The organism is Klebsiella sp. M041 (assembly GCF_059759695.1).
Window position 1 is genome coordinate 268,465 of the sequence record NZ_JCAXWU010000006.1, and the last position, 20,272, is coordinate 288,736.

The following is a 20,272-nucleotide window of genomic DNA, read 5'->3' on the forward strand; positions in this document are numbered from 1 at the left end:
ATCGGCGATGCCCCGGGGGAGGATTATTTCGCGGCGGCGCTGCGCCATTGTTTAATAAACTGCAGACGTTTTTGCGGCTGTAAATAATCCAGCAGCGTTTCGTTGACCGGGATCGGTTTTAACGCTTTGCCCAGCAGCGTGGTCATGCCGTCAATATCATTTTTGCCTTCAATATCGCGACGAAGAGAGGGAATATCCGCCTGGCTGGCGAGGATCTGTTGACCTTTTTCCGACAGGACATAATCCAGCCACAATTTCGCGGCATTAGGATGTTCGCTCTCCTGGCTAATAAACGAGACGCGGGAGAGCACCAGCACGTAATCTTTCGGATAGGCGATGCCTAAAGAGGGATCGTTTTTCGCCCGCGCTTCGGCATAGGAGCCAAGAATGTTATAGCCGATCAGGTTTTCGCCAGAGGAGACGCGCTCCATCATCGTGCCGGTGGAAGACTGCACCGTCAGGCCGCCTTTAGCGATATTCGCCAGATCGGTAAAATAGTTCGCGTCGGCCTGGCTGTCCTGGACCGCCAGCATAAAGCCGAGGCCCGATTTTTCGATATCGTAGGTGGTGACTTTGCCTTTAAATTTATCGGCCTGGCTGGCGATCAATTTGGCCAGCGCGGTGTGCGAGTCCGGCACCTCATTCTGCGGGATCAGTCGTTTGTTATAGATAAATACCACCGGCTCGTAGGTGGTGCCATAGGCTTTCTGCTGCCACACCGCCCAGTCGGGTAATTGCTTCACCTCCGGCGAGGCATATTGTTCCGCGTACTCGGTGGCTAATTTCAGCGCGGTATCCATCGATGAGCTCCACACCACGTCCCCGCTGCCGCCCCCGGCGGCCTGCTCGCTGATATAGCGGTTATACAGCTCGGTGCTGTTCATGTCGTTATATTCGACTTTTACGCCCGGATATTGCGCTTCAAATCCTTTAATTAACGGCCCGGCCGCTTTGGTATCGGTTGTGGAATAGATCACCACCTTGCCCTCTTTGACGGCGGCATCAACCGTTTTTTGATAATCCGCCGGATAGCCCGCAGGCACCTCCGCCCAGGCGGCACAGGCGAAAACGGCCGTCAGTGAAACCACTAAACCACTTATTTTCCTATACATGATACCAACCTTTAATCATCAATTAATAAACACAAATTTAACATATAGTGGTATCAGCTCCCCTTGCAACGCCGGGGCTGGCTTTTTTCTGGCTTTTGTGACAGTGGCAGAATTTAAAAATGTGGTGTTTATGACGTTAATTAAAACGCGATCCCGGACCGGTTTTTTATCGTCTGTCGTATAACCCAGGCGCTGGCGCAGGGGCCTGTCGCCGGGAGAGTCCGCCCTTGACCTTCTGCGCCGGGCGGCGCAGCATAAAACGGCAAACATAACAAAATAACAACAGACTACAGGAGAGAATCAGTGCCAACAGGACACCGCTTTCTGGCGACGGATCTGCATCAGTTTGTCGTCTCACTGTTTACCCATCTCGGCAGCCGCTCAGAAGAAGCGACGCTGGTCGCCGACCATCTGATCGCCGCCAACCTGGCCGGGCATGACTCCCATGGCGTCGGGATGATCCCAAGCTATGTGAAATCCCACGCCGGCGGCTTTCTGCAGCTGAACCGCCACGCCACGGTCACCAAAGACGCCGGCGCCGTGGTCACCCTCGACGGCAACGCCGGCTTCGGCCAGGTGGTCGCCCACGAAGCGATGCAGTTAGGCATCGAAAAGGCGAAGCAGCACGGCATGGCGGCTATCGCCCTGCGCAATGCGCATCACGTCGGACGCATCGGCTACTGGGCGGAGCAGTGCGCCGCCGCCGGGCTGATCTCCATTCACTTCGTCAGCGTGATCGGCGACCCGATGGTCGCCCCGTTCCGCGGAAAAGACAGCCGCTTCGGCACTAACCCGCTGTGCGTGGTGTTCCCCCGCGCGGGCCATCCGCCGCTGCTGCTGGACTACGCCACCAGCGCCATCGCCTTTGGTAAAACCCGCGTCGCCTGGCACAAAGGAGAAGCCGTGGCGCCCGGCTGCCTGATCGACGCCCAGGGGGTGCCCACCACCGACCCGGCGGTGATGCAGACCTCGCCGCTGGGCGCCCTGCTCACCTTCGCCCAGCACAAAGGCTATGCCCTGGCGACACTGTGCGAAGTGCTCGGCGGCGCGCTCTCCGGGGGGCAAACCACCCATCAGGAAAGCCTGCAGACCAGCGTCGACGCCATCTTTAACTGCATGACCACCGTGATCCTGCGCCCGGACGCGTTCGATGCCCCGGACAGCCAGGCGCAGACGGAGGCCTTTATCGCATGGTGTAAACAGTCGCCGCACGATCCCGATGCCCCGGTGCTGGCCCCCGGCGAATGGGAGGCCGCCAACCGCGAAGCGCGCCTGGCCGAGGGGATCCCGCTGGATGCGGGCAGCTGGCAGGCGATCTGCGCCGCCGCGCGCGACGTCGGCCTGAGCGAGTCGCATATCGCCCGCTGCCGCCCTCTCGCGTAGCGGCATTATCCCCTGCAGAGCGTCTGACGTCGGCGCTCTGCGTCATTGTCATTAGTGACGAGGTCACGCTCCCGTCATCCCTCCCCTGTTATTTTTGATTTTAAATCAATAAATTAAATTCTGGCACGAGACCTGCATAGCGCAGCGGGCCTGCGTCCGCATCACCACCAGGCGATACCGCGATCGTTGCCCGTCGGGCCCGGCGCGACAGCGATCCTCTGTTCACTGTTAACAGGTCTGTTACTGATGAAAAAAATCACGAGCGTGTGCCCCTACTGCGGGGCGGGTTGCAAACTTAAACTGGTTGTCGACAACAATAAAATCATTCGCGCGGAAGCCGCCGACGGCGTCACCAACCAGAACCAGCTGTGCCTGAAAGGCTATTACGGCTGGGATTTTCTTAATGACACGCAGCTCCTGACGCCCCGTCTTAAACAACCGATGATCCGCTACCAGAAAGGCGGCGCCTTCACGCCGGTCAGCTGGCAGGAGGCGATTCGCTATACCGCCAGCAAGCTCAGGGAGGTCAAAGAGAAGCATGGCCCGCGCGCCATCATGACCACCGGCTCCTCGCGCGGCACCGGCAACGAAACCAACTATGTGATGCAAAAGTTCGCCCGTGCGGTGCTGAACACCAACAACGTCGACTGCTGCGCCCGCGTCTGCCATGGCCCTTCCGTCGCCGGGCTGCAGCAGGCGCTGGGCAACGGGGCGATGAGCAACTCGATAAGCGACATCGAAAACTCGAAGTGCCTGTTGGTCTTTGGCTACAACTGCGCCGACTCCCATCCCATCGTCGCCCGCCGGGTGATCAAAGCCCGGGAAAACGGCGCCAAAATCATCGTCTGCGATCCGCGACGCATTGAAACCGCACGCATAGCCGACCGTCATCTGCAGCTCAACAACGGCAGCAACATGGCGCTGGTGAACGCCTTCGGCTATGTATTGCTGGAAGAAGAGCTGTACAACAAAGCCTATGTCGAACGCTATACCGAAGGGCTGGACGCCTACCGCGAGGCGGTGAAGGATTACGCCCCGGAAGCAGTGGAAGGGATTGTCGGAGTCAGCGCGCAGGCGATCCGCGAGGCAATGCGCATGTTTGCCGCCGCCCCTTCCGCCACCATTATGTGGGGCATGGGGGTCACCCAGTTTGGCCAGGCGGTGGACGTGGTGCGCGGCCTGGCAAGCCTGGCGCTGCTCACCGGCAACCTGGGACGGGCGAACGTCGGCGTGGGCCCGGTCCGTGGGCAAAACAATGTACAGGGCGCCTGCGATATGGGCGTGCTGCCGAACCTGTTCCCCGGCTATCAGGAGGTCACCGACCCAGCCGTGCGGGCGAAATTCGCCGCCGCCTGGGGGATCAACCCGGCGCAGATGGATGACCAGGTCGGCACCCGCATCACCGAGGTGCCGCATAAGGCGCTGACGGGCGAGATCAAAGCCTATTACATTATGGGCGAAGATCCGTTGCAGACCGAAGCCGACCTCGGCCTGGTGCGCAAAGGCATCGAGGCGCTGGACTTCGTGGTGGTGCAGGATATCTTCATGACCAAAACGGCGGAGATTGCCGATGTCCTGCTGCCGGCCACCTCCTGGGGCGAGCACGGCGGCGTCTTCACCTGCGCCGACCGCGGGTTTCAGCGGTTTGAACAGGCGATCCCGCCGGCGGGGAATGTGAAGCGCGACTGGGAGATCATCAGTCTGCTGGCCAGCGAAATGGGCTATCCGATGCACTATGACAACAACCAGCAGATCTGGGACGAGATGCGCGAGCTCTGCCCGCTGTTCTACGGCGTGACCTGGGAGAAAATGGGCGATATGGGCCATGTTCAGTGGCCATGCCCGACCCTCGACCACCCCGGCACGCCGTGGCTGTATAAAGACAACCGCTTCGACACCCCATCGGGTAAAGGGCAGCTTTTCGCCACCGCCTGGCGCGCGCCGGCGGAGCGTCCGGATGATGAATGGCCGCTGGTGCTCTGCACGGTGCGGGAGGTGGGGCACTACTCCTGCCGCTCGATGACCGGCAACTGCGCCGCGCTGCAGTCGCTGGCCGACGAGCCGGGACGGGTGCAGATGAACCCCGTGGATGCGCAACGGCTGGGGATCGCCGACAAACAGCTGGTGTGGGTTAGCTCCCGGCGCGGAAAGGTTATCACTCGCGCCGACCTCAGCGATCGCATCAACCCGGGCGCGGTCTATATGACCTATCAGTGGTGGGTGGGCGCCTGTAATGAGCTGACCCAGGATAACCTGGATCCGATCTCCAAAACGCCGGAGACCAAATACTGTGCGGTGAAAGTGGAAGCGATTGCCGACCAGCAGTGGGCGGAGCGCTATGCCTGGACTGCCTACAGCGACATGAAGGCGCGACTGAAAGCCGCCGCCGACGTCTGACCTCAGGGAGCGCGCGCTCCCTTCCCTCCTGCCGCTGCCGGCGGGTTACGCCGCCGGCAGCTGTTTCTCCACCAGCGCCACCCACATCGCCACCCCGTGGCTAATCAGCGCGTCGTTAAAGTCATAGCTGGCGTTATGCAACGGCTTCGACGGCGTTTCGCCATCGGTGCCGATCCAGAAATAGGCCCCCGGACAGACCTCCAGCATGCAGGCAAAATCCTCCGAGGCCATCGACGGCGCCTGGTTCCAGCGCACCGCCTCCGCGCCGAGGGTGGCGACCGCCACCTCGCGCAGCAGCTGCGCCTGCGGCGCATGGTTTTTGGTCACCGGATACCCGGGAAACCAGCTAATCTCGCCCCGGACATCGGACACCTGAGGCTGGGTGGCCACATAGCTTTCGATAAGCTCCCGCACGCGGGCGCGAACGCGATTGCTCAGGCAGCGGAAGGTGCCGCGCAGCACCACGGTGTCCGGCAGGACGTTGATCGCCTCGCCGCCGTTTATCTGGGTGATGCTGACCACCGCGGAATCCTGTGGCGACAGGCGACGGGAGGGGATGGTCTGCAGCGCCATAATCAGCTGCGCCGCGGCGACGATGGGATCGGCCCCGCTCTCCGGCATCGCCGCATGGCAACTTTTGCCGCGCAGGGTGATCTCGAAGGCGTCGAGGGAAGCCATCATCGCGCCATCGCTGAGCGCCACTTCGCCGAGGGGGATCCCCGGCCAGTTATGCAGCGCGTAAATCGCATCCATCGGGAAGCGTTCGAATAACCCCTCTTCCACCATTTTGCGCGCGCCGCCAAGGTTCTCTTCCGCCGGCTGGAAGACAAAGTGGACGGTACCGCTGAACTGGCGGGTCTGCGCCAGATGGGCCGCGGCCGCCAGCAGCATCGCGGTGTGGCCATCGTGGCCGCAGGCGTGCATTACCCCGGCGCGGCGCGAACGGTAGCTGACGCTCCCCAGCTCGGTGATCGGCAGGGCGTCCATATCGGCGCGCAGGCCGATAACCGGCCCGGGGCCGTTTTCCAGCGTCGCCACGACGCCGGTGCCGGCCAGCCCGCGATGAACCTGCAGGCCAAACGAGACCAGCAGCTCGGCGACGCGGCGCGAGGTCTCCTGCTCCTGATATCCGAGCTCAGGCGCGGCGTGAAACTCACGTCGCCAGCCTGTGGCTTCGGCGATCAGTGACGGCGATACGGCCATGTATTACTCCTTTCCTGCATAGCGTAATGCTGAATAATTGGGTCATGCGCTGCGTTTTTCCCCGTCGCTCACCGGCGCCGGGTCGCTGCCGCTCCCTCCGTTATATCCTGTCGTTAACACGCTGACAACGTCACGAAATGCGGCGGCGGCGCGGCGTACACGCCAGCCGCCGCCGGGCGGACCTTTTTTGGGAGTGATTTCAACGGTGACAACGGCCAGGCGATTAATTATTATGCAACTCAGGACGGCAATTTGCCGAAGGATCCACTACTGACCTCTCCGTCATCGGAAATAAAATGTTTAACCCAGACCAGAATCGTCTTGCCCCCACGCTGGCGATGATCATGGCCGCGTCGCTCGTGGGATTTATCACCGGCTATACGGTGCCGTTAATCAGTCTTGAGCTGGCGCAGCAGCAGGTTGCGCCGCTGTACGTCGGCCTGCTGGCCGCCCTGCCGCCCGCCGGTATGATGATCTCCTCTTTCCTCTCTCCTGCGCTGTGCCGGCGCGTTGAAATGGGCGTGCTGCTGAGCGGCAGTCTGATCCTGCTGGCGCTGGCGACCATCGCCTCATGCATGACCACCGATATGACGCTGCTTCTGCTGCCGCGCCTGCTGACCGGCCTGGCCTCCGGGGTCATTATCGTACTGGGCGAAAGCTGGATCACCGGCGGCGCGGCGGGCAGCCAGCGCGCCACCCTCACCGGCATCTACGCCTCGGCCTTTACCGGCTGCCAGCTGGCCGGGCCGCTGCTGATCTCCGTCGGCCCCGCCTGGCAGGCCTCGGCGCTGATGGCGATCGTCGCGGTCACCGCCGTCTGCCTGCTGATGCTGCGCCATCTGCCCACCGGCACCCGAGAAAGCCTTGGGGAGCGCGCCAGCTGGCGCAGCCTCGGCGCCTTCCTGCCGGTACTGGCCTCCGGGGTCTTCTGCTTCGCCTTCTTCGACGCCAGCATCCTCGCCCTGCTGCCGCTGTACGGCATGGACAAGGGGCTTAATGAAGGAATGGCGGTGCTGCTGGTGACCGTGGTGCTTACCGGGGATGCGATGTTCCAGACCCCGCTCGGCTGGCTGGCCGACCGGGTCGGCATTCGCCGCGTGCATCTGGCCTGCGCGGTGGTCTTCAGCCTGTCGCTGCTGGCCCTGCCGCTGATGCTCGGCTCACGCATTCAGCTGATGGCCATTTGTCTGCTGCTGGGCGCCGCGGCGGGGGCGCTGTATACCCTGTCGCTGGTGCGGGCGGGGAAAACCTTTAGCGGGCAGAAGCTGATTATGATTAACGCCCTGTTCGGCTTTTTCTGGTCCGCCGGCAGCGTCGCCGGACCGGTAGTCAGCGGCATGCTGATCGGCATCACCGGCTACGATGGCCTGATCGCCACCCTGGTGGCCAGCGGCGGGCTGTTCCTGCTGATCCAGTGTCTGTGTAAAAACGAGAAAACCCTGCTCGCCAGCGAGCAGGAAGAGGACATGGACGAAGCGACGGAGTCCGCGCAGTAGTCCTGACGGGCTGGCCTGGCGCCAGCCTTTTTTATGGCCCTTACCGGAGGGCATCCTGTTTTTGCTGGCTCACTGCTGTTAACCATTGCCGGCCCCCCTGCCAGGAGGACATTCCATGGAAAGCAATACCTTACATCGTGGCAGATTGATCGATCATATTCTGCTGGTTGTCGAAGACTTTGAGGCAAGCAAAAACTTCTATACCGCCGTACTGTCGGCGCTGGAGATCCCGGCGATCGCCACCGCCAATGAATACTTGCTGGCTGACGAACTGGTGGTGGCCTCACGCCACAGCCCGGAGGCCGCCGGGAAACTGACTGGGCGCCACCATCTGGCGTTCCAGGCCAGAGATCGCGACATGGTGGACGCTTTTTACCATGCAGCGCTGACCCATGGCGGCCGCGATAACGGCGCGCCTGGCGAACGACACTATCATCCTGGTTACTATGCCGCTTTTGTGCTGGATCCGCAGGGGAATAATATTGAGGCGGTGTACCATGGCGAGGCTGAGCGCAGCGCCGGGTCTGTTGCCATCCGCTTCACGCAGTAAGCGGGCGAGAGTCACCTTTTGCCCGCAACAGGAGGACACTATGTTTTCATACATTATGCTGGGAACGAACGATCTACCACGCGCCATCGAGTTCTATGACCCGTTAATGGCATTGTTGGGGCACGCCAAAGCCGGCCGTAACGAACAAGGCGCCTCATGGGGCACCTTCAACGGCAACCACACCTGCGGGCTGTGCGTGGGCGTCCCCTTTGATCAGCAGCCTGCCGGGGTGGGCAATGGAACGATGGTGGCGCTTAACGCCCGCTCCGTCGAACATATTGCGGAACTGCATGCCCTCGCCCTGCGCCTCGGCGGGCGTGACGAAGGCGCGCCCGGTCACCGTCCGCAGTATGGCGACGGCTTTCACAGCGCCTACGTCCGCGATCCCGACGGCAATAAGCTGGCGTTTGTTTATTATGCGCGGTGAGCCTCATTTCTCACCCTGCATATTCGCGGTTAAGTTTGACCCGGACGTTAAGGGATAAACGCCGTTTATCTCGGTATTCGTGGCGATTTTTGCATCATCCACAACAGCCAGCAGACCAGTCCTGCAGGCGCGTATCGTTGACTGGGAGCAACAGGCGCCGCTGATGTTGTCCAGCTTTCGCCGGGATTTTACCCGCGCCAGCCAAAGTACCGACATTCCTGAACTGGTCAACGATCTGGAACGGATCTCGCCAGCGTTTAAATTATGGTGGCGGCAACATCAGGTGCAGGTCCCGTGCCATGGTGTCCGTCATTGACTGGTCGACGAGCAGCCCGTCCCTTTCGAATTCACCTCACTGACCGTTGATGAAGACCGACACCTGCGGCTGGTGGTGTATGCCCGACAGGAACAGGAAACCGGTCTTTCGGGATAAATGTTTAACAGAAGACAGGCGTTGTGGAGTTTAAAAGCTGATGGCACTTCTGTGAATGATTAAAGCAGAACATAACAAGGTAAAAAACAGTGGGATCGCTCACATCATAAGGTGAAATATTCCCGGTCGCTTAAGGCCATTTCGGTATTTCCATTTGGAGCAAAAGCTCTCCTTCGCGGGCGAAACGGCCATTCTAAAAAAATGGGACCACGCACTCGCTTTGACCGGTGGCAGAAAATCCAGGCGATGGTGGCTTTGGTGAGTTTCAGCGCTGAGCGAAGGGTTGACATTGAAAGGCAACAGGAAACTCAAATTTATAGTGCAATAGACATGTCCATACCGCGTACATCTGTCTGGGCAAGTCTTGATGGGTATTTACTTTCCCTGATAAACATAAAGCCATGCTTTTCGTAGAAGGTTTGCGCATTGGGTGTTGAGGTCAGGGTTAACTGTTTCAGCCCTCTTTTAATCGCTTCTACGCTTCCCCGGTAAGATCCAGATACCCCGTTGCCACCAATCCGCCATCGGGCATTTCGACAACAAAGAAATGATTACCGTAATAACCTCTGTAATGTTCAGGCATAGCTTCAGGCGTCCAGTGGTTCCGTCGCCTCTGGTCAGGGTATGATATGCTTCAGGATACTTAAAATACTCAAAGGTAAGTCCGGATGGAAAAGAATTTCACGCCTGAGCAAATTGACTTTATCAATCGCGTTGTCTTCAAGCATATCGATAAAATGACTGCGGAAGTCGCTAATATTGTTGAACAAACAGAAAAAGCCGCACACCAGGAACTTGCGGAGCATGGCATTGATATGACAGAGTTTTATCCTGCCAATCAGCCTTTTTTGATGATGACAATCGTCCAGACGTTGATAGACCGGGTGCACGGTGGGGACATGGCGCTTGCGCAAAAAATGATAACGATAGAAGCCAAAAGATTGAATGTCAGCGTAAATGTCGAGGCGGATAAATCACGTGTATCGGGGCGTTAACCATGTCAATGGCCGATATGGTCCGCTCCTGGGCCAACTCTGCCCCACCCTGACTCCCACACCTTCCCCAACCACGCTAAAAGCAGCCTACACTCCCTCACGCTCCCCAGCCCACACTCAGCGGGCTGGGCTGGCCCACACTCAGCGGGCTGGGCTGGCCCACACTCAGCGGGCTGGGCTGGCCTGGCGCCAGCCCGCCCGGTTTACAGCACCTTGCTGAGGAACGCGGCGGTGCGTGGGTTGGTCGGCGCGCTAAAGATCTGCCCCGGCTTGCCCTCTTCCTGAATCACGCCCTGGTCGATGAAGATCACCCGGTCGGCCACTTCGCGGGCAAAGCCCATTTCGTGGGTCACGATCACCATGGTCATCCCCTCGCTGGCGAGATTTTTCATCACCTCCAGCACGTCGCCCACCAGCTCCGGATCCAGCGCAGAGGTGGGCTCATCGAACAGCATTATCGACGGCTTCATCGCCAGCGCGCGGGCAATCGCGACGCGCTGCTGCTGGCCGCCGGACAGGCTCGAGGGCCAGGCGTCGCGCTTATCGCTTAAGCCCACCTTCGCCAGCAAGGCTTCCGCCAGGTCGACCGCCTGCTGGCGCGGCATATTGCGCAGATTCATCGGCGCCATAATCAGGTTTTCCAGCACCGTCATGTGCGGGAACAGGTTAAAGCGCTGGAACACCATGCCGACGCTTTCGCGGATCTTGTTGAGGTCGGTAGTGCGGTCGTGGGCGGCAAAGCCGTTGACCACCACCTCGCCTTCGCTGACCGTCTCGAGGGCGTTCATACAGCGCAGAAAGGTACTTTTCCCCGAGCCGGAGGGGCCGATGATGCACACCACTTCCTGCGGTTTAATGTCGCAGCTGATGCCGCGCAGCACGTGGCTGTCGCCGAAGCGCTTATGTAAGTTATTAATGTGAATCACTTTTGCCAAACCTCTTTTCCAGACGGTTAACCAGCTGCGCCAGCAGGAAGGTGATCACCCAGTAGACCAGGGAGATGGTCAGATAGGGTTCCCAGTAGGTGGCGTAGGCGCCGGAGACGGTGCGCGCGGCATAGGCCAGATCGGCCAGGCCTATCGCCGAGGCCAGCGACGAGTCTTTGACTATGGCGATGGCGTTGTTGCCCAGCGGCGGCAGAATGCGGCGAAACGCCTGGGGCAGGATCACCTTGCGCATGGTTTTCCACCACGGCATGCCCAGCGCGCGGGAGGCCTCCATCTGCCCTTTGTCGATCGACTGGATGCCGGCGCGGAAAATCTCCGACACATAGGCTCCAGCGTTAAGGGTGATCGCCACAATGCAGGAGAGGAACGCCCCGTAGCTGGCGCGCAGCTCGCGGGCAAAGTCGGCGCTCATCAGGCCGCTGGTCACCAGCAGGCCATCGCGCGGGTTAATAAACAGCGGCACCAGCGCAAAGTGCACCACCATGATCTGCACGAACAGCGGCGTACCGCGGAAGGCGCTAACGTAAAAGCGCACCGGAAACTGCACCAGGTAGCGGAGAATATATTTCCATGGCCCGTGCTCGGCCTTAGCCATCCGTCCGAGACCGAGGGTTAACCCCCACAGCGTCCCGAGGATCACGCAGATAATGGTACATTTAATCGTCATCAGGGCGCCGTCCACAAACAGCGGGCCGTACTCCTCGATGATCTCCCAACGGAATCCCGTCATAGTCCTTCCCTAAAAAATACGGCTATCGCCTGGGCGATAGCCGTGGTCACTGAAAAAGGTGGGTTATTGCGCTGGCAGCGTCGGCACGTTGTCGTCGAACCAGGTTTTATAGATTTTGGCGTAAGTTCCGTCGGCAACAATCTTCTGCAGACCGGCGTTGATTTTGCCCAGCAGTTCGCTGTTGCCTTTCGCCACCGCGATACCGAAATACTGGCGTTCAAATTTGGCATCCGGCACCAGCTTGAACTGCTTCTCCGGGTGCTGTTTGATGTAGTACTTCACCACCCCGACGTCACCCACCGCGGCGCTGACGCCGTCCTCGAACAGCTCCTGGAGCATCAGGGGGGTATTGTCGAAGCGCTTGATCGCCGTGCTGTTTTTGCCCAGTACCTCAGAGACCACGATATCGCCGGTGCTGGAGTTCACCACCCCGACCTTCTCGTTTTTCAGGGCCGCCAGGGAATCGACCTGCGAATCCTGAGCGACGACGATAGACTGCTCGGCCGGGAAGTACGGCGCGGAGAAATCGACCATCTGTTTGCGTTTATCGGTGATGGTGATCCCGGAGATGATGATGTCGCGGTCGCCGGTGTTCAGCGTGGCGAAGATGCCTTCCCATGGGGTATTGACCAGTTTGACGTCAAAGCCTTCGGCTTTGGCGATGGCTTTGATGATATCGATATCAAAACCTTCCAGCTGTTTCTGGCTGTTTTCAAATTCAAATGGCCGGTAGGTGCCGCCGGAGCCGACGGTGTAGGTTTCCGCAGCCGCCTGTCCGGCTGCCGTCAGCGCGGCCATCATGAAACACGCTTTGAGCAAATTCTTAACCATGAGATATCCTTTTTATGCATTTATTTTGCATAAAAATACACACACTTACTTTTGTATGCAACCGGAAACCTTCCCGCTGGTGAATTATCTTATCAACTGGCCCGTTTACCGCCGGATTTACCGATGGCCCGGTGCAGGTCGTTGATTCGCTTCAGGGATTTCACCGTTTTTTGTGGCGTGGTCGAGGCCACCGACAGGACAATCATCTCCAGACAGACCAGCACCGTGCCGTGCAGCGGCATCCGGCTACTGTCCCCGCCGCGCGGGACGTCGATCACCACCTGCGCCTCCTGGCTGAAGCGCGAGTCCACCGCCTGGGTCAGCAGGATGGTCGGAATTCCCAGCCGCTTCGCCTCGCGCAGGGTGGTCATCCCTTCGCGATGGGGGGATTTTTGCCCCATCATGATCAGCACATCGCCGCGCTGCAGGCCGATAAGCTGTTCAGCGAGGCTAAAGCCCGTGCGGTTCATCACGTAAGCCGGCAGGCCAATGCGGCTGAACAGCCGGGCGGTGTACTCGGCGAGGATCCCCGAGGCGCCGATGCCGAAGATCCCCACCTGGCGCGCGTCGCTGAGCAACGCCACCGCCTGGGCCACCGCCGCGCGATTGTCGGCCCGCGACAGGACCTCGCAGACCCGCTGGTGCCCTTCAAGCACAAAATCAATACTGGAATTGACGTCGCTGGCGAGTGCAGTGACCGTCGAGCGCATCTTTTCCGCCGAGGTGACCGAGGTGCCGAACCAGCGCTCCATAGTCTGCTTAAGCTCGCGCAGCCCAGCGAAGCCCAGCGCCTGGATAGCGCGCACCACCGTGGCGTCAGAGGTCTGGGTCGCGGTGGCGATCTCCATCGCCGTCTGCTCCAGCACCACCTCGCGGTTGTCGTTGATATAGCTGACCACGGCCCGCAGGCGGGGAGAGAGCTGATGCGCCCGGGCGCGATAGCGTTCGCCGAACAGGTCGACCCGCCCCTTCTCTTTTTTTACCGCGTTTTTCATTTGGCCTCCGCCGGGATCGGTCTGCCGGCAATATGCGACTGCACCTGGGCCACCATCAGAGAGAGCGCGGCGTAGGAGTTGGAGATCACCTCCTCCCGCGGCAGCAAAATATAGCGCCCGGTGCGGCAGGCGCGCATAAAGTCGCACCAGCCGGGCATCACGCCTTCCATCGCCTGCAGCTCATCCTGCGGCTTACCGCCGGTATCCGACCGCCAGGTGGCGAAGACAAAATCGGCGTCCAGCTCCGGCAGCTGTTCCGCGCTGACGTCAATTCGTTGGCCGTCGGGGATCCGCTCAATCAACGGCGGAAAGCGGAACCCGGCGTCGCGCAGCACCCGACCCAGCGCGTGGTAAGAATGATGCACCGTGACCTTGCCGTTGTTCGCCTGGATCACCGAGACGCTGTACTGCGACGGGTTGACCATCGCTTTCAGCTGCTTGATTTGCTCCTGATAGCGACGCTCGAGGATCGCCAGCCGCGGCTGGCTGCCGGTCAGCTGCGCCAGCTTGCGGTAAATCTCCGGGGCGCTGCCCTGCAGATGGTCGATGCTCACCGTCGGGGCAATCTTCTCCAGCTGCTCCACCGACACGTGACGGCTGGGCTCGGTGATGATCAGATCCGGCCTGGCGGCGGCCACCGCTTCCAGATCGATATCGGCGGTGCCAATAAAGCGGATATCGCTATTGTCGAAATCGACGCCGGTGAGCTGGGCGCTGGAGCGCAGATAGTGGCTGCCGTCCGGTCGCGTCCGGCCGTGGCTGGCGATGGGCGGCGCCCCGAGCTCAATCAGCGGAATGGTAATGTCGAGATCGTGCATCGAAACGATACGCTGCGGATGGAGCGGGACGGTGACCGTGCGGCCTAAATCATCGGTAAAAGTCTGAGTTTGTGGGTCGGCGGCGCTGACGGCCCCCGTCAGCAACAGCAGCAATGAGACGAACCAACGCATAATACCTTCCTGGTTAAAGGGCATCGCGGCGACGCCAGAGCAAGACAACAAAAAACGGGCAGCCCACCAGGGCAATAACAATCCCCGCCGGGATCTGCAGCGGCGCAAACGCCAGCCGGCCAAGGGTATCGGTCACCAGCACCAGCAAGGCGCCAATCAGCGCGCTTCCGCTCAGCAGCGATACCTGGCCGCCGCGCAGCACAAAACGCGCCATATGCGGCGCCATCAGGCCAACAAAGCCCAGGCTGCCGACACAGGAGACACTGGCCGAGGTCAGCAGCACCGGGGCGAAAAAGCGCAGCAGCGTGAGCTGCTGCAGACGCACCCCAAGGCCGATGGCGGTCCGGTCGCCCAGCAGCGCCGCGTCCGCCGCCCGGGCGGTACAGAACAGGATAATGGCCCCGGGCAGCGCCCAGCAAAAGGCCACCGCCAGCAGCGGCCAGGTGGCGGCCTGCAGGCTGCCCGCCAGCCAGATCATCGCCGTCTGCACGTCGCGAACGTCGGCGGTGGTCATAAAGATGCCGACCGCCGCCGCCAGGGTCCAGGAGACGCCGACGCCAATTAAAATAAAGCGCGGTCGCGAGCAATCGCGCGCCAGCGTCAGGACCAGCAGGGCCACCGCCACGCCGCCGACCATTCCCGCCAGCGGCCGCCAGACCAGGCCTACCGCCGGGAAAAACAGCACCAGCGCCAGGACCACGATGCTGGCCCCCTCTTTGACGCCGATCAGCCCCGGGTCGGCCAGCCCGTTGCGGGTGATGCTCTGCATCGCCGCGCCGGCCAGCCCCAGCATAGCCCCGCACAGCAGCGCCATCAGGATCCGCGGCAGGCGGATATCAAACAGAATAAAGCGCGACTGCTCGCCAATCTCCTGCGGCGCCAGCAGGGCCCGCGCCAGCGTCGACGCGGGCAGTGGATAGCTGCCGCGGCTGAGGCTGTACAGCCCCAGCGCCAGCAGCATCAGCAGCATTAAGGCGGCAATGTTAAGCGCCGCCGGGCGCAGCAGCAGCTGGCGGGAAGCGAAAACCAGCGGCCGAAAGCCGGCCCGATGGACGGCGCGCATCATTTAAAAAACCTCGCGGCGATAAAGATAAACAGCGGCGCGCCCACCAGGGCGGTCATCGCCCCGGTGGCCAGCTCCTGAGGGGCGACCAGCGTCCGGGCGGCGATATCCGCCAGGAGCAGCACCAGCGCCCCTACCGGCGCCGCCAGGGGCAGCGCCAGGCGAATATCTTCCGTCACCAAACGGCGCACCACGTGCGGCACCACCAGCCCGACGAAGCCGATCGGCCCGGCCACCGCCACCGCCGCGCCGCAGAGCAGCGCAATCGCCAGCAGGCCCAGCAGCCGGGTCTGGACGAGGTTCACGCCGAGGCCCAGCGCTACCTTATCCCCCAGCGCCAGCACGTTGAGGCGCGGGGCAAGGAACAGTGCAACGCCAAGGCCGATCAGCGCCGGGACCAGCGCCGTCCGCAGCGTGCTCCAGTTCAGCCCGGCCAGATCGCCCGCCAGCCAGGTGCGCATCGCCAGCAGCGTTTGTTCATCGAGAATTAATATCGCCGCCGTCACCGCCGACGCAAACGCCGACAACGCTACCCCGCACAGCGTGATGCGCAGCGGCGTCGCTCCGCCGCGACCGGCAGTGGCCAGCGCCATCACCCCGCCGAACAGCAGCGCCGCGCCGCAGGCGGCGGTCAGCGGCCGCGCGGCGGGGAAAGCGCCGAAGGAGAGCCCCAGCGCAGAGGTCGCCACCACCGCCAGCGACGCGCCGGCGTTAAGGCCGAGGATATGCGGCTCGCCCAGCGGGTTGCGGATCACCGTCTGCAACAGCAGCCCGGCGACGCCGAGCGCCGCGCCGGTCAGCAGCGCCGCCGCCAGCCGCACCAGGCGCAGTTCGACGATTATCCGCTGATCGAAGTTACGCGGGTTGTACTCCAGCAGCGCCTGCAGCACCGTCTGCGGGGCGATCCAGCGGGCGCCCAGGCCAAGATGCACCAGCGAGCCGGCAATAAGCAGCAGCGTAAGCAGGAGCAGCGCCAGCCGGGGACGGGCGCGCCGCCGCGCGGGATGCAGGCTAACCACACTCATTGTGCCGCCGCCTGGCGGGCGCGAAACGGCATAAAGAACGGTTTGCCGGTTTGCGGGTTAATCGACATCTGCACGTCAACGTCAAACACGCGTTTAATCAGCTCAGGGCTACAGACTTCACCGTCGCTAATCGTGCCGGCGATGCGCCCCTGTTTAAGGAATACCAGCAGATCGGCATAGTTGACGGCAAAGTTAAGATCATGGAGCACCGTCACCACCGTGCGGCCATGATCGCGGGTCAGGGTCTGTAGCAGTTCGAGAATATCGACCTGATAGCGCAGGTCGAGCCAGGTGGTCGGTTCATCCAGCAGAATGGTCGCCGTTTGCTGGGCCAGCGCCATGGCGATCCAGCAGCGCTGACGCTGGCCGCCGGAGAGGCTGTCCACCGGCAGATGAGCGAACTCGCGGGTGCCCGTTAAGCGCAGCGCCTCTTCCACCGCCAGCTCATCGGCGTCGGACCACTGGCGCATCAGCCCCTGCCACGGGAAGCGACCGCGCGAGACCAGTTCGAAAACCGTTAACCCTTCCGGCGTCAGCGGCGATTGCGGCAGGATGCCGAGCTGGCGCGAGACGGCCTTCGTCGGCATCTGATGAATGGCTTGCCCGTCCAGACGCACGCAGCCGCCGAGCGGTTTCAGCATCCTGGCGATGGTCGACAGCAGCGTGGATTTGCCGGATCCGTTCGCCCCGGCCAGCACCGTCATTTTGCCGGTGGGGATGGTCAGGTTGATGTCGTCAACGATCAGGGTCTGGCCGTAGCCGGCCGACAGGGCATCCAGTACGATCCCCTGCTCTGCAGGTGTCACCCGCTGTGGCATAACTCGCTCCTGCGCCGCAGCGTTCCAGGCGATGGCTGGACATTCTGCAGTCAAATCAAAATAAATCTCATTCTCTTTTGATCATGACGGGGATGAATGTAGTAGTCAATAGTCGCCATCGTCTTCTGGCGCGGACGATGACTGCAGCGAGGCCGCGCTAACGCAATGGAATTAAAATAAAATAATATCAAAGAGATAACCACATGATATTCCCTGATGGAGGTGTTTAAAACGCCCTGTTCCCCGCCGCTGATTTTTTATCTTGCATAACGTTTACTACTACATTCCTTCATGGTTGAATGATTCTCAATTACACGTATAAAGGCGCATTCAGACGCTAAATCGCGTGTTTTATTATTCAGGGCAATCATTTTATTGGCTTTATCTGACCGCAAAGGCAGATTCGTTCACGAGAAAAAGATAATGACTCAACCCCATGTCGCCTTCACCTCGTTGCAAGGGCGGGCGCTTTTTTCGCTTCTTTTTTTAGCCTCACCGGGATTAATGGCCGCGGAAAATAACGCGGCGAAAGGTAACAACGACGCGGAAGAGACCATCACCGTGGTGGCCGACGGCGCCCAGCAGAGCGCCACCAGCGGCTATCAACCGCTCAGCTCCTCTACCGCGACGCTGACCTCGATGCCGCTGCTGGATATTCCGCAGGTGGTGAATACCGTCAGCGACCGGGTTCTCGAAGATCAGCACGCCACCTCGCTCGACGAGGCGCTGTATAACGTCGCCAACGTGGTGCAAACCAACACCCTCGGCGGCACCCAGGACGCCTTTACCCGCCGCGGCTTCGGCGCTAACCGCGACGGCTCGATCATGACCAACGGTCTGCGCACCGTTCTGCCGCGCAGCTTTAACGCCGCCACCGAACGGGTGGAAGTCCTGAAGGGACCCGCCTCGACGCTGTACGGTATTCTCGACCCCGGCGGGCTGATCAACGTCATCACCAAACGTCCGGAGCGGCAGTTCTCCGGTTCGGTTTCCGCGACGTCCACCAGCTTTGGCGGCGGTACCGGCAGCGTCGACGTCACCGGCCCCATCGAAGGCACAAATCTGGCGTACCGGCTGATTGGGGAATATCAGAATGAAGATTACTGGCGCAATTTCGGTAAAAACAAAAGCCGCTTTATCGCCCCTTCCCTGACCTGGTTTGGCGACCGGGCGACGGTGACCGCGTCCTATTCGCACCGCGACTACAGCGCGCCCTTTGACCGCGGCACTATTTTCGATCTGAATACCGGCCATGCGGTGAACGTCGATCGCAAAACCCGCTTCGATGAAGCGTTTAATATTACCGATGGCTATTCCGACCTCGCCCAGCTCAACGCCGAGTATCGCCTTAACGACGCCTGGACCGCGCGCTTCGATTACAGCTACAGCCAGGATCACTATAACGATAACCAGGCGCGGGTAATGGCCTATGATTCGGCGACCGGCAACCTCACCCGCCGGGTCGACGGTACCCACGGTTCAACGCAGAAGATGCACTCCACCCGCGCTGACCTGCAGGGCAACGTGGTGGTGGGCGGCTTTTATAACGAACTGCTGACCGGCGTCGCCTATGAGAATTACGATCTGCTGCGCACCGATATGCTGCGCTGCAAGAACGTCAAAGGCTTTAACATCTATCATCCGGTCTATGGCACCCTCGACACCTGTAATACCGTCTCCGCGTCCGACAGCGACCAGCGGATCCAGCAGGAGAGCTATGCCGCTTATGTGCAGGACGCGCTGTACCTGACTGACAACTGGATCGCGGTCGCTGGCGTGCGCTACCAGTACTACACCCAGTACGCCGGTAAAGGCCGACCGTTTAACGTCAATACCGACAGCCGCGATGAGAAATGGACGCCAAAGGCCGGCCTGGTCTACAAGGTGACGCCGAACGTCTCCCTGTTCGCCAACGTCGCCCAGTCGTTTATGCCGCAGTCGTCGATCGCCAGCTATATCGGCGAGCTGCCGCCGGAAGAGTCCACCTCCTATGAAGTGGGCGCCAAATTCGACCTGTTAAACGGCATTACCGCCAATATCGCGCTGTTTGATATTCACAAGCGTAACGTGCTGTACACCGAGAGCATTGGCGATGAGACGGTGGCCAAAACCGCGGGCAAGGTGCGTTCCCAGGGCGTGGAAGTGGATCTGGCGGGGTCCATCACCGATAACCTCAGCGTGATCGCCAGCTACGGCTACACCGACGCCAAAGTGCTGGAAGATCCGGATTACGCCGGGAAACCGCTGCCGAACGTACCGAAACACACCGGTTCGCTGTTCCTGACCTATGACATTCATAACGTCTATAACAGCAACACCCTGACGGTGGGCGGCGGCGGCCATGCGCTCAGCAAGCGCTCCGGCACCAACGGCGCGGATTATTATCTGCAGGGCTATGCGGTGGCGGATGTGTTTGCCGCCTATAAGATGAAACTGCAGTATCCGGTGACGCTGCAGGTGAATGTGAAGAATCTGTTTGATAAGACCTATTACACCTCTTCCATCGGCACCAATAACCTCGGCAATCAGATTGGCGATCCGCGTGAGGTACAGTTCACGGTGAAGATGGATTTTTAAGCCGGTCCGTGACATTTGTCGCAGTTCGTAGGCCCGGTAAGGCGCAGCCGCCACCGGGCAAAAACAGGCGCCTTGCGCCGGATGCCCATTGCCGGGCGGCGCTGCGCTTACGCCGGCCTACGTTTCCGTGACATTTGTCGCAGTTCGTAGGCCCGGTAAGGCGCAGCCGCCACCGGGCAAAAACAGGCGCCTTGCGCCGGATGCCCATTGCCGGGCGGCGCTGCGCTTGCGCCGGCCTACGTTTCCGTGACATTTGTCGCAGTTCGTAGGCCCGGTAAGGCGCAGCCGCCACCGGGCAAAAACAGGCGCCTGGCACCGGATGTTCATTGCCGGGCGGCGC

18 protein-coding genes are annotated in these 20,272 nt (G+C 60.9%); 8 read left to right on the forward strand and 10 right to left on the reverse strand.

Features of this window, described 5'->3' with window-relative positions; genetic code table 11:
* Positions 1-23: 23 nt before the first annotated feature.
* Positions 24-1,112, reverse strand: coding sequence for an ABC transporter substrate-binding protein (locus AC6CWS_RS10360; protein WP_065881397.1), 1,089 nt, complete (start codon positions 1,110-1,112; stop codon positions 24-26).
* Positions 1,113-1,415: 303 nt separating this feature from the next.
* Between AC6CWS_RS10360 and AC6CWS_RS10365 the strand changes: the two genes are divergently transcribed.
* Entirely contained in the window at positions 1,416-2,495 is a 1,080-nt protein-coding gene (locus AC6CWS_RS10365) for a malate/lactate/ureidoglycolate dehydrogenase (protein ID WP_498256400.1), read from the forward strand.
* Between the two features lie 246 nt (positions 2,496-2,741).
* Entirely contained in the window at positions 2,742-4,892 is a 2,151-nt protein-coding gene (gene fdhF, locus AC6CWS_RS10370; RefSeq protein WP_065881395.1) for a formate dehydrogenase subunit alpha, read from the forward strand.
* A 45-nt stretch (positions 4,893-4,937) separates the two neighbouring features.
* Here fdhF and AC6CWS_RS10375 read toward each other — a convergent pair whose 3' ends face one another.
* On the reverse strand, positions 4,938-6,095 hold the full coding sequence (locus tag AC6CWS_RS10375; RefSeq protein WP_023290035.1) for a M20 aminoacylase family protein: 1,158 nt from the start codon (positions 6,093-6,095) through the stop codon (positions 4,938-4,940).
* 296 nt (positions 6,096-6,391) lie between these two features.
* Here AC6CWS_RS10375 and AC6CWS_RS10380 point away from each other — a divergent pair, with 296 nt between their 5' ends.
* The 5 genes from AC6CWS_RS10380 to AC6CWS_RS10400 all read left to right on the forward strand — a co-directional run bounded on the left by AC6CWS_RS10380 (position 6,392) and on the right by AC6CWS_RS10400 (position 9,996).
* Positions 6,392-7,591, forward strand: a complete 1,200-nt coding sequence (locus AC6CWS_RS10380; protein ID WP_044523748.1) for an MFS transporter — start codon at positions 6,392-6,394, stop codon at positions 7,589-7,591.
* Between the two features lie 115 nt (positions 7,592-7,706).
* Entirely contained in the window at positions 7,707-8,141 is a 435-nt protein-coding gene (locus AC6CWS_RS10385; protein ID WP_065881391.1) for a VOC family protein, read from the forward strand.
* A 40-nt stretch (positions 8,142-8,181) separates the two neighbouring features.
* On the forward strand, positions 8,182-8,568 hold the full coding sequence (locus AC6CWS_RS10390; RefSeq protein ID WP_065881389.1) for a VOC family protein: 387 nt from the start codon (positions 8,182-8,184) through the stop codon (positions 8,566-8,568).
* 79 nt (positions 8,569-8,647) lie between these two features.
* Positions 8,648-8,884 carry an MmyB family transcriptional regulator gene (locus tag AC6CWS_RS10395; RefSeq protein WP_428992080.1) on the forward strand — a complete coding sequence of 79 codons (237 nt, stop codon included), beginning with the start codon at positions 8,648-8,650 and terminating at the stop codon, positions 8,882-8,884.
* Positions 8,885-9,669: 785 nt separating this feature from the next.
* A complete protein-coding gene (locus AC6CWS_RS10400; RefSeq protein WP_065881387.1) occupies positions 9,670-9,996 on the forward strand; it encodes a nitroreductase in 327 nt (108 codons plus the stop codon).
* Positions 9,997-10,199: 203 nt separating this feature from the next.
* On the opposite strand, the gene AC6CWS_RS10405 is transcribed toward AC6CWS_RS10400, so the two are convergent.
* From AC6CWS_RS10405 to AC6CWS_RS10440, 8 genes are all read right to left on the reverse strand, one after another.
* Positions 10,200-10,922 carry an amino acid ABC transporter ATP-binding protein gene (locus AC6CWS_RS10405; RefSeq protein WP_065881704.1) on the reverse strand — a complete coding sequence of 241 codons (723 nt, stop codon included), beginning with the start codon at positions 10,920-10,922 and terminating at the stop codon, positions 10,200-10,202.
* The gene (locus AC6CWS_RS10410) at positions 10,909-11,673 is read right to left on the reverse strand and encodes an amino acid ABC transporter permease (protein ID WP_004151161.1); all 765 of its coding nucleotides are present in this window, start codon (positions 11,671-11,673) and stop codon (positions 10,909-10,911) included. The genes AC6CWS_RS10405 and AC6CWS_RS10410 overlap by 14 nt, the downstream gene beginning before the upstream one ends.
* A gap of 63 nt (positions 11,674-11,736) precedes the next feature.
* Positions 11,737-12,504 carry a basic amino acid ABC transporter substrate-binding protein gene (locus tag AC6CWS_RS10415; RefSeq protein ID WP_008804504.1) on the reverse strand — a complete coding sequence of 256 codons (768 nt, stop codon included), beginning with the start codon at positions 12,502-12,504 and terminating at the stop codon, positions 11,737-11,739.
* A gap of 92 nt (positions 12,505-12,596) precedes the next feature.
* The gene (locus tag AC6CWS_RS10420) at positions 12,597-13,499 is read right to left on the reverse strand and encodes a MurR/RpiR family transcriptional regulator (protein WP_065881385.1); all 903 of its coding nucleotides are present in this window, start codon (positions 13,497-13,499) and stop codon (positions 12,597-12,599) included.
* Positions 13,496-14,473, reverse strand: coding sequence for an ABC transporter substrate-binding protein (locus tag AC6CWS_RS10425; RefSeq protein WP_074442551.1), 978 nt, complete (start codon positions 14,471-14,473; stop codon positions 13,496-13,498). The genes AC6CWS_RS10420 and AC6CWS_RS10425 overlap by 4 nt, the downstream gene beginning before the upstream one ends.
* Positions 14,463-15,515 (reverse strand): FecCD family ABC transporter permease, encoded by a 1,053-nt coding sequence (locus AC6CWS_RS10430; RefSeq protein ID WP_080901487.1) that lies wholly within the window; start codon positions 15,513-15,515, stop codon positions 14,463-14,465. The genes AC6CWS_RS10425 and AC6CWS_RS10430 overlap by 11 nt, the downstream gene beginning before the upstream one ends.
* Positions 15,512-16,537, reverse strand: coding sequence for a FecCD family ABC transporter permease (locus AC6CWS_RS10435; protein ID WP_065881381.1), 1,026 nt, complete (start codon positions 16,535-16,537; stop codon positions 15,512-15,514). Before AC6CWS_RS10435 ends, AC6CWS_RS10430 begins: the two co-directional genes overlap by 4 nt.
* Positions 16,534-17,355, reverse strand: coding sequence for an ABC transporter ATP-binding protein (locus tag AC6CWS_RS10440; protein ID WP_065881379.1), 822 nt, complete (start codon positions 17,353-17,355; stop codon positions 16,534-16,536). Before AC6CWS_RS10440 ends, AC6CWS_RS10435 begins: the two co-directional genes overlap by 4 nt.
* Before the next feature lie 504 nt (positions 17,356-17,859).
* Here AC6CWS_RS10440 and AC6CWS_RS10445 point away from each other — a divergent pair.
* Complete coding sequence (locus AC6CWS_RS10445) at positions 17,860-19,932, forward strand: TonB-dependent siderophore receptor (protein ID WP_074442550.1); 2,073 nt, start codon at positions 17,860-17,862, stop codon at positions 19,930-19,932.
* Positions 19,933-20,272 lie beyond the last annotated feature (340 nt).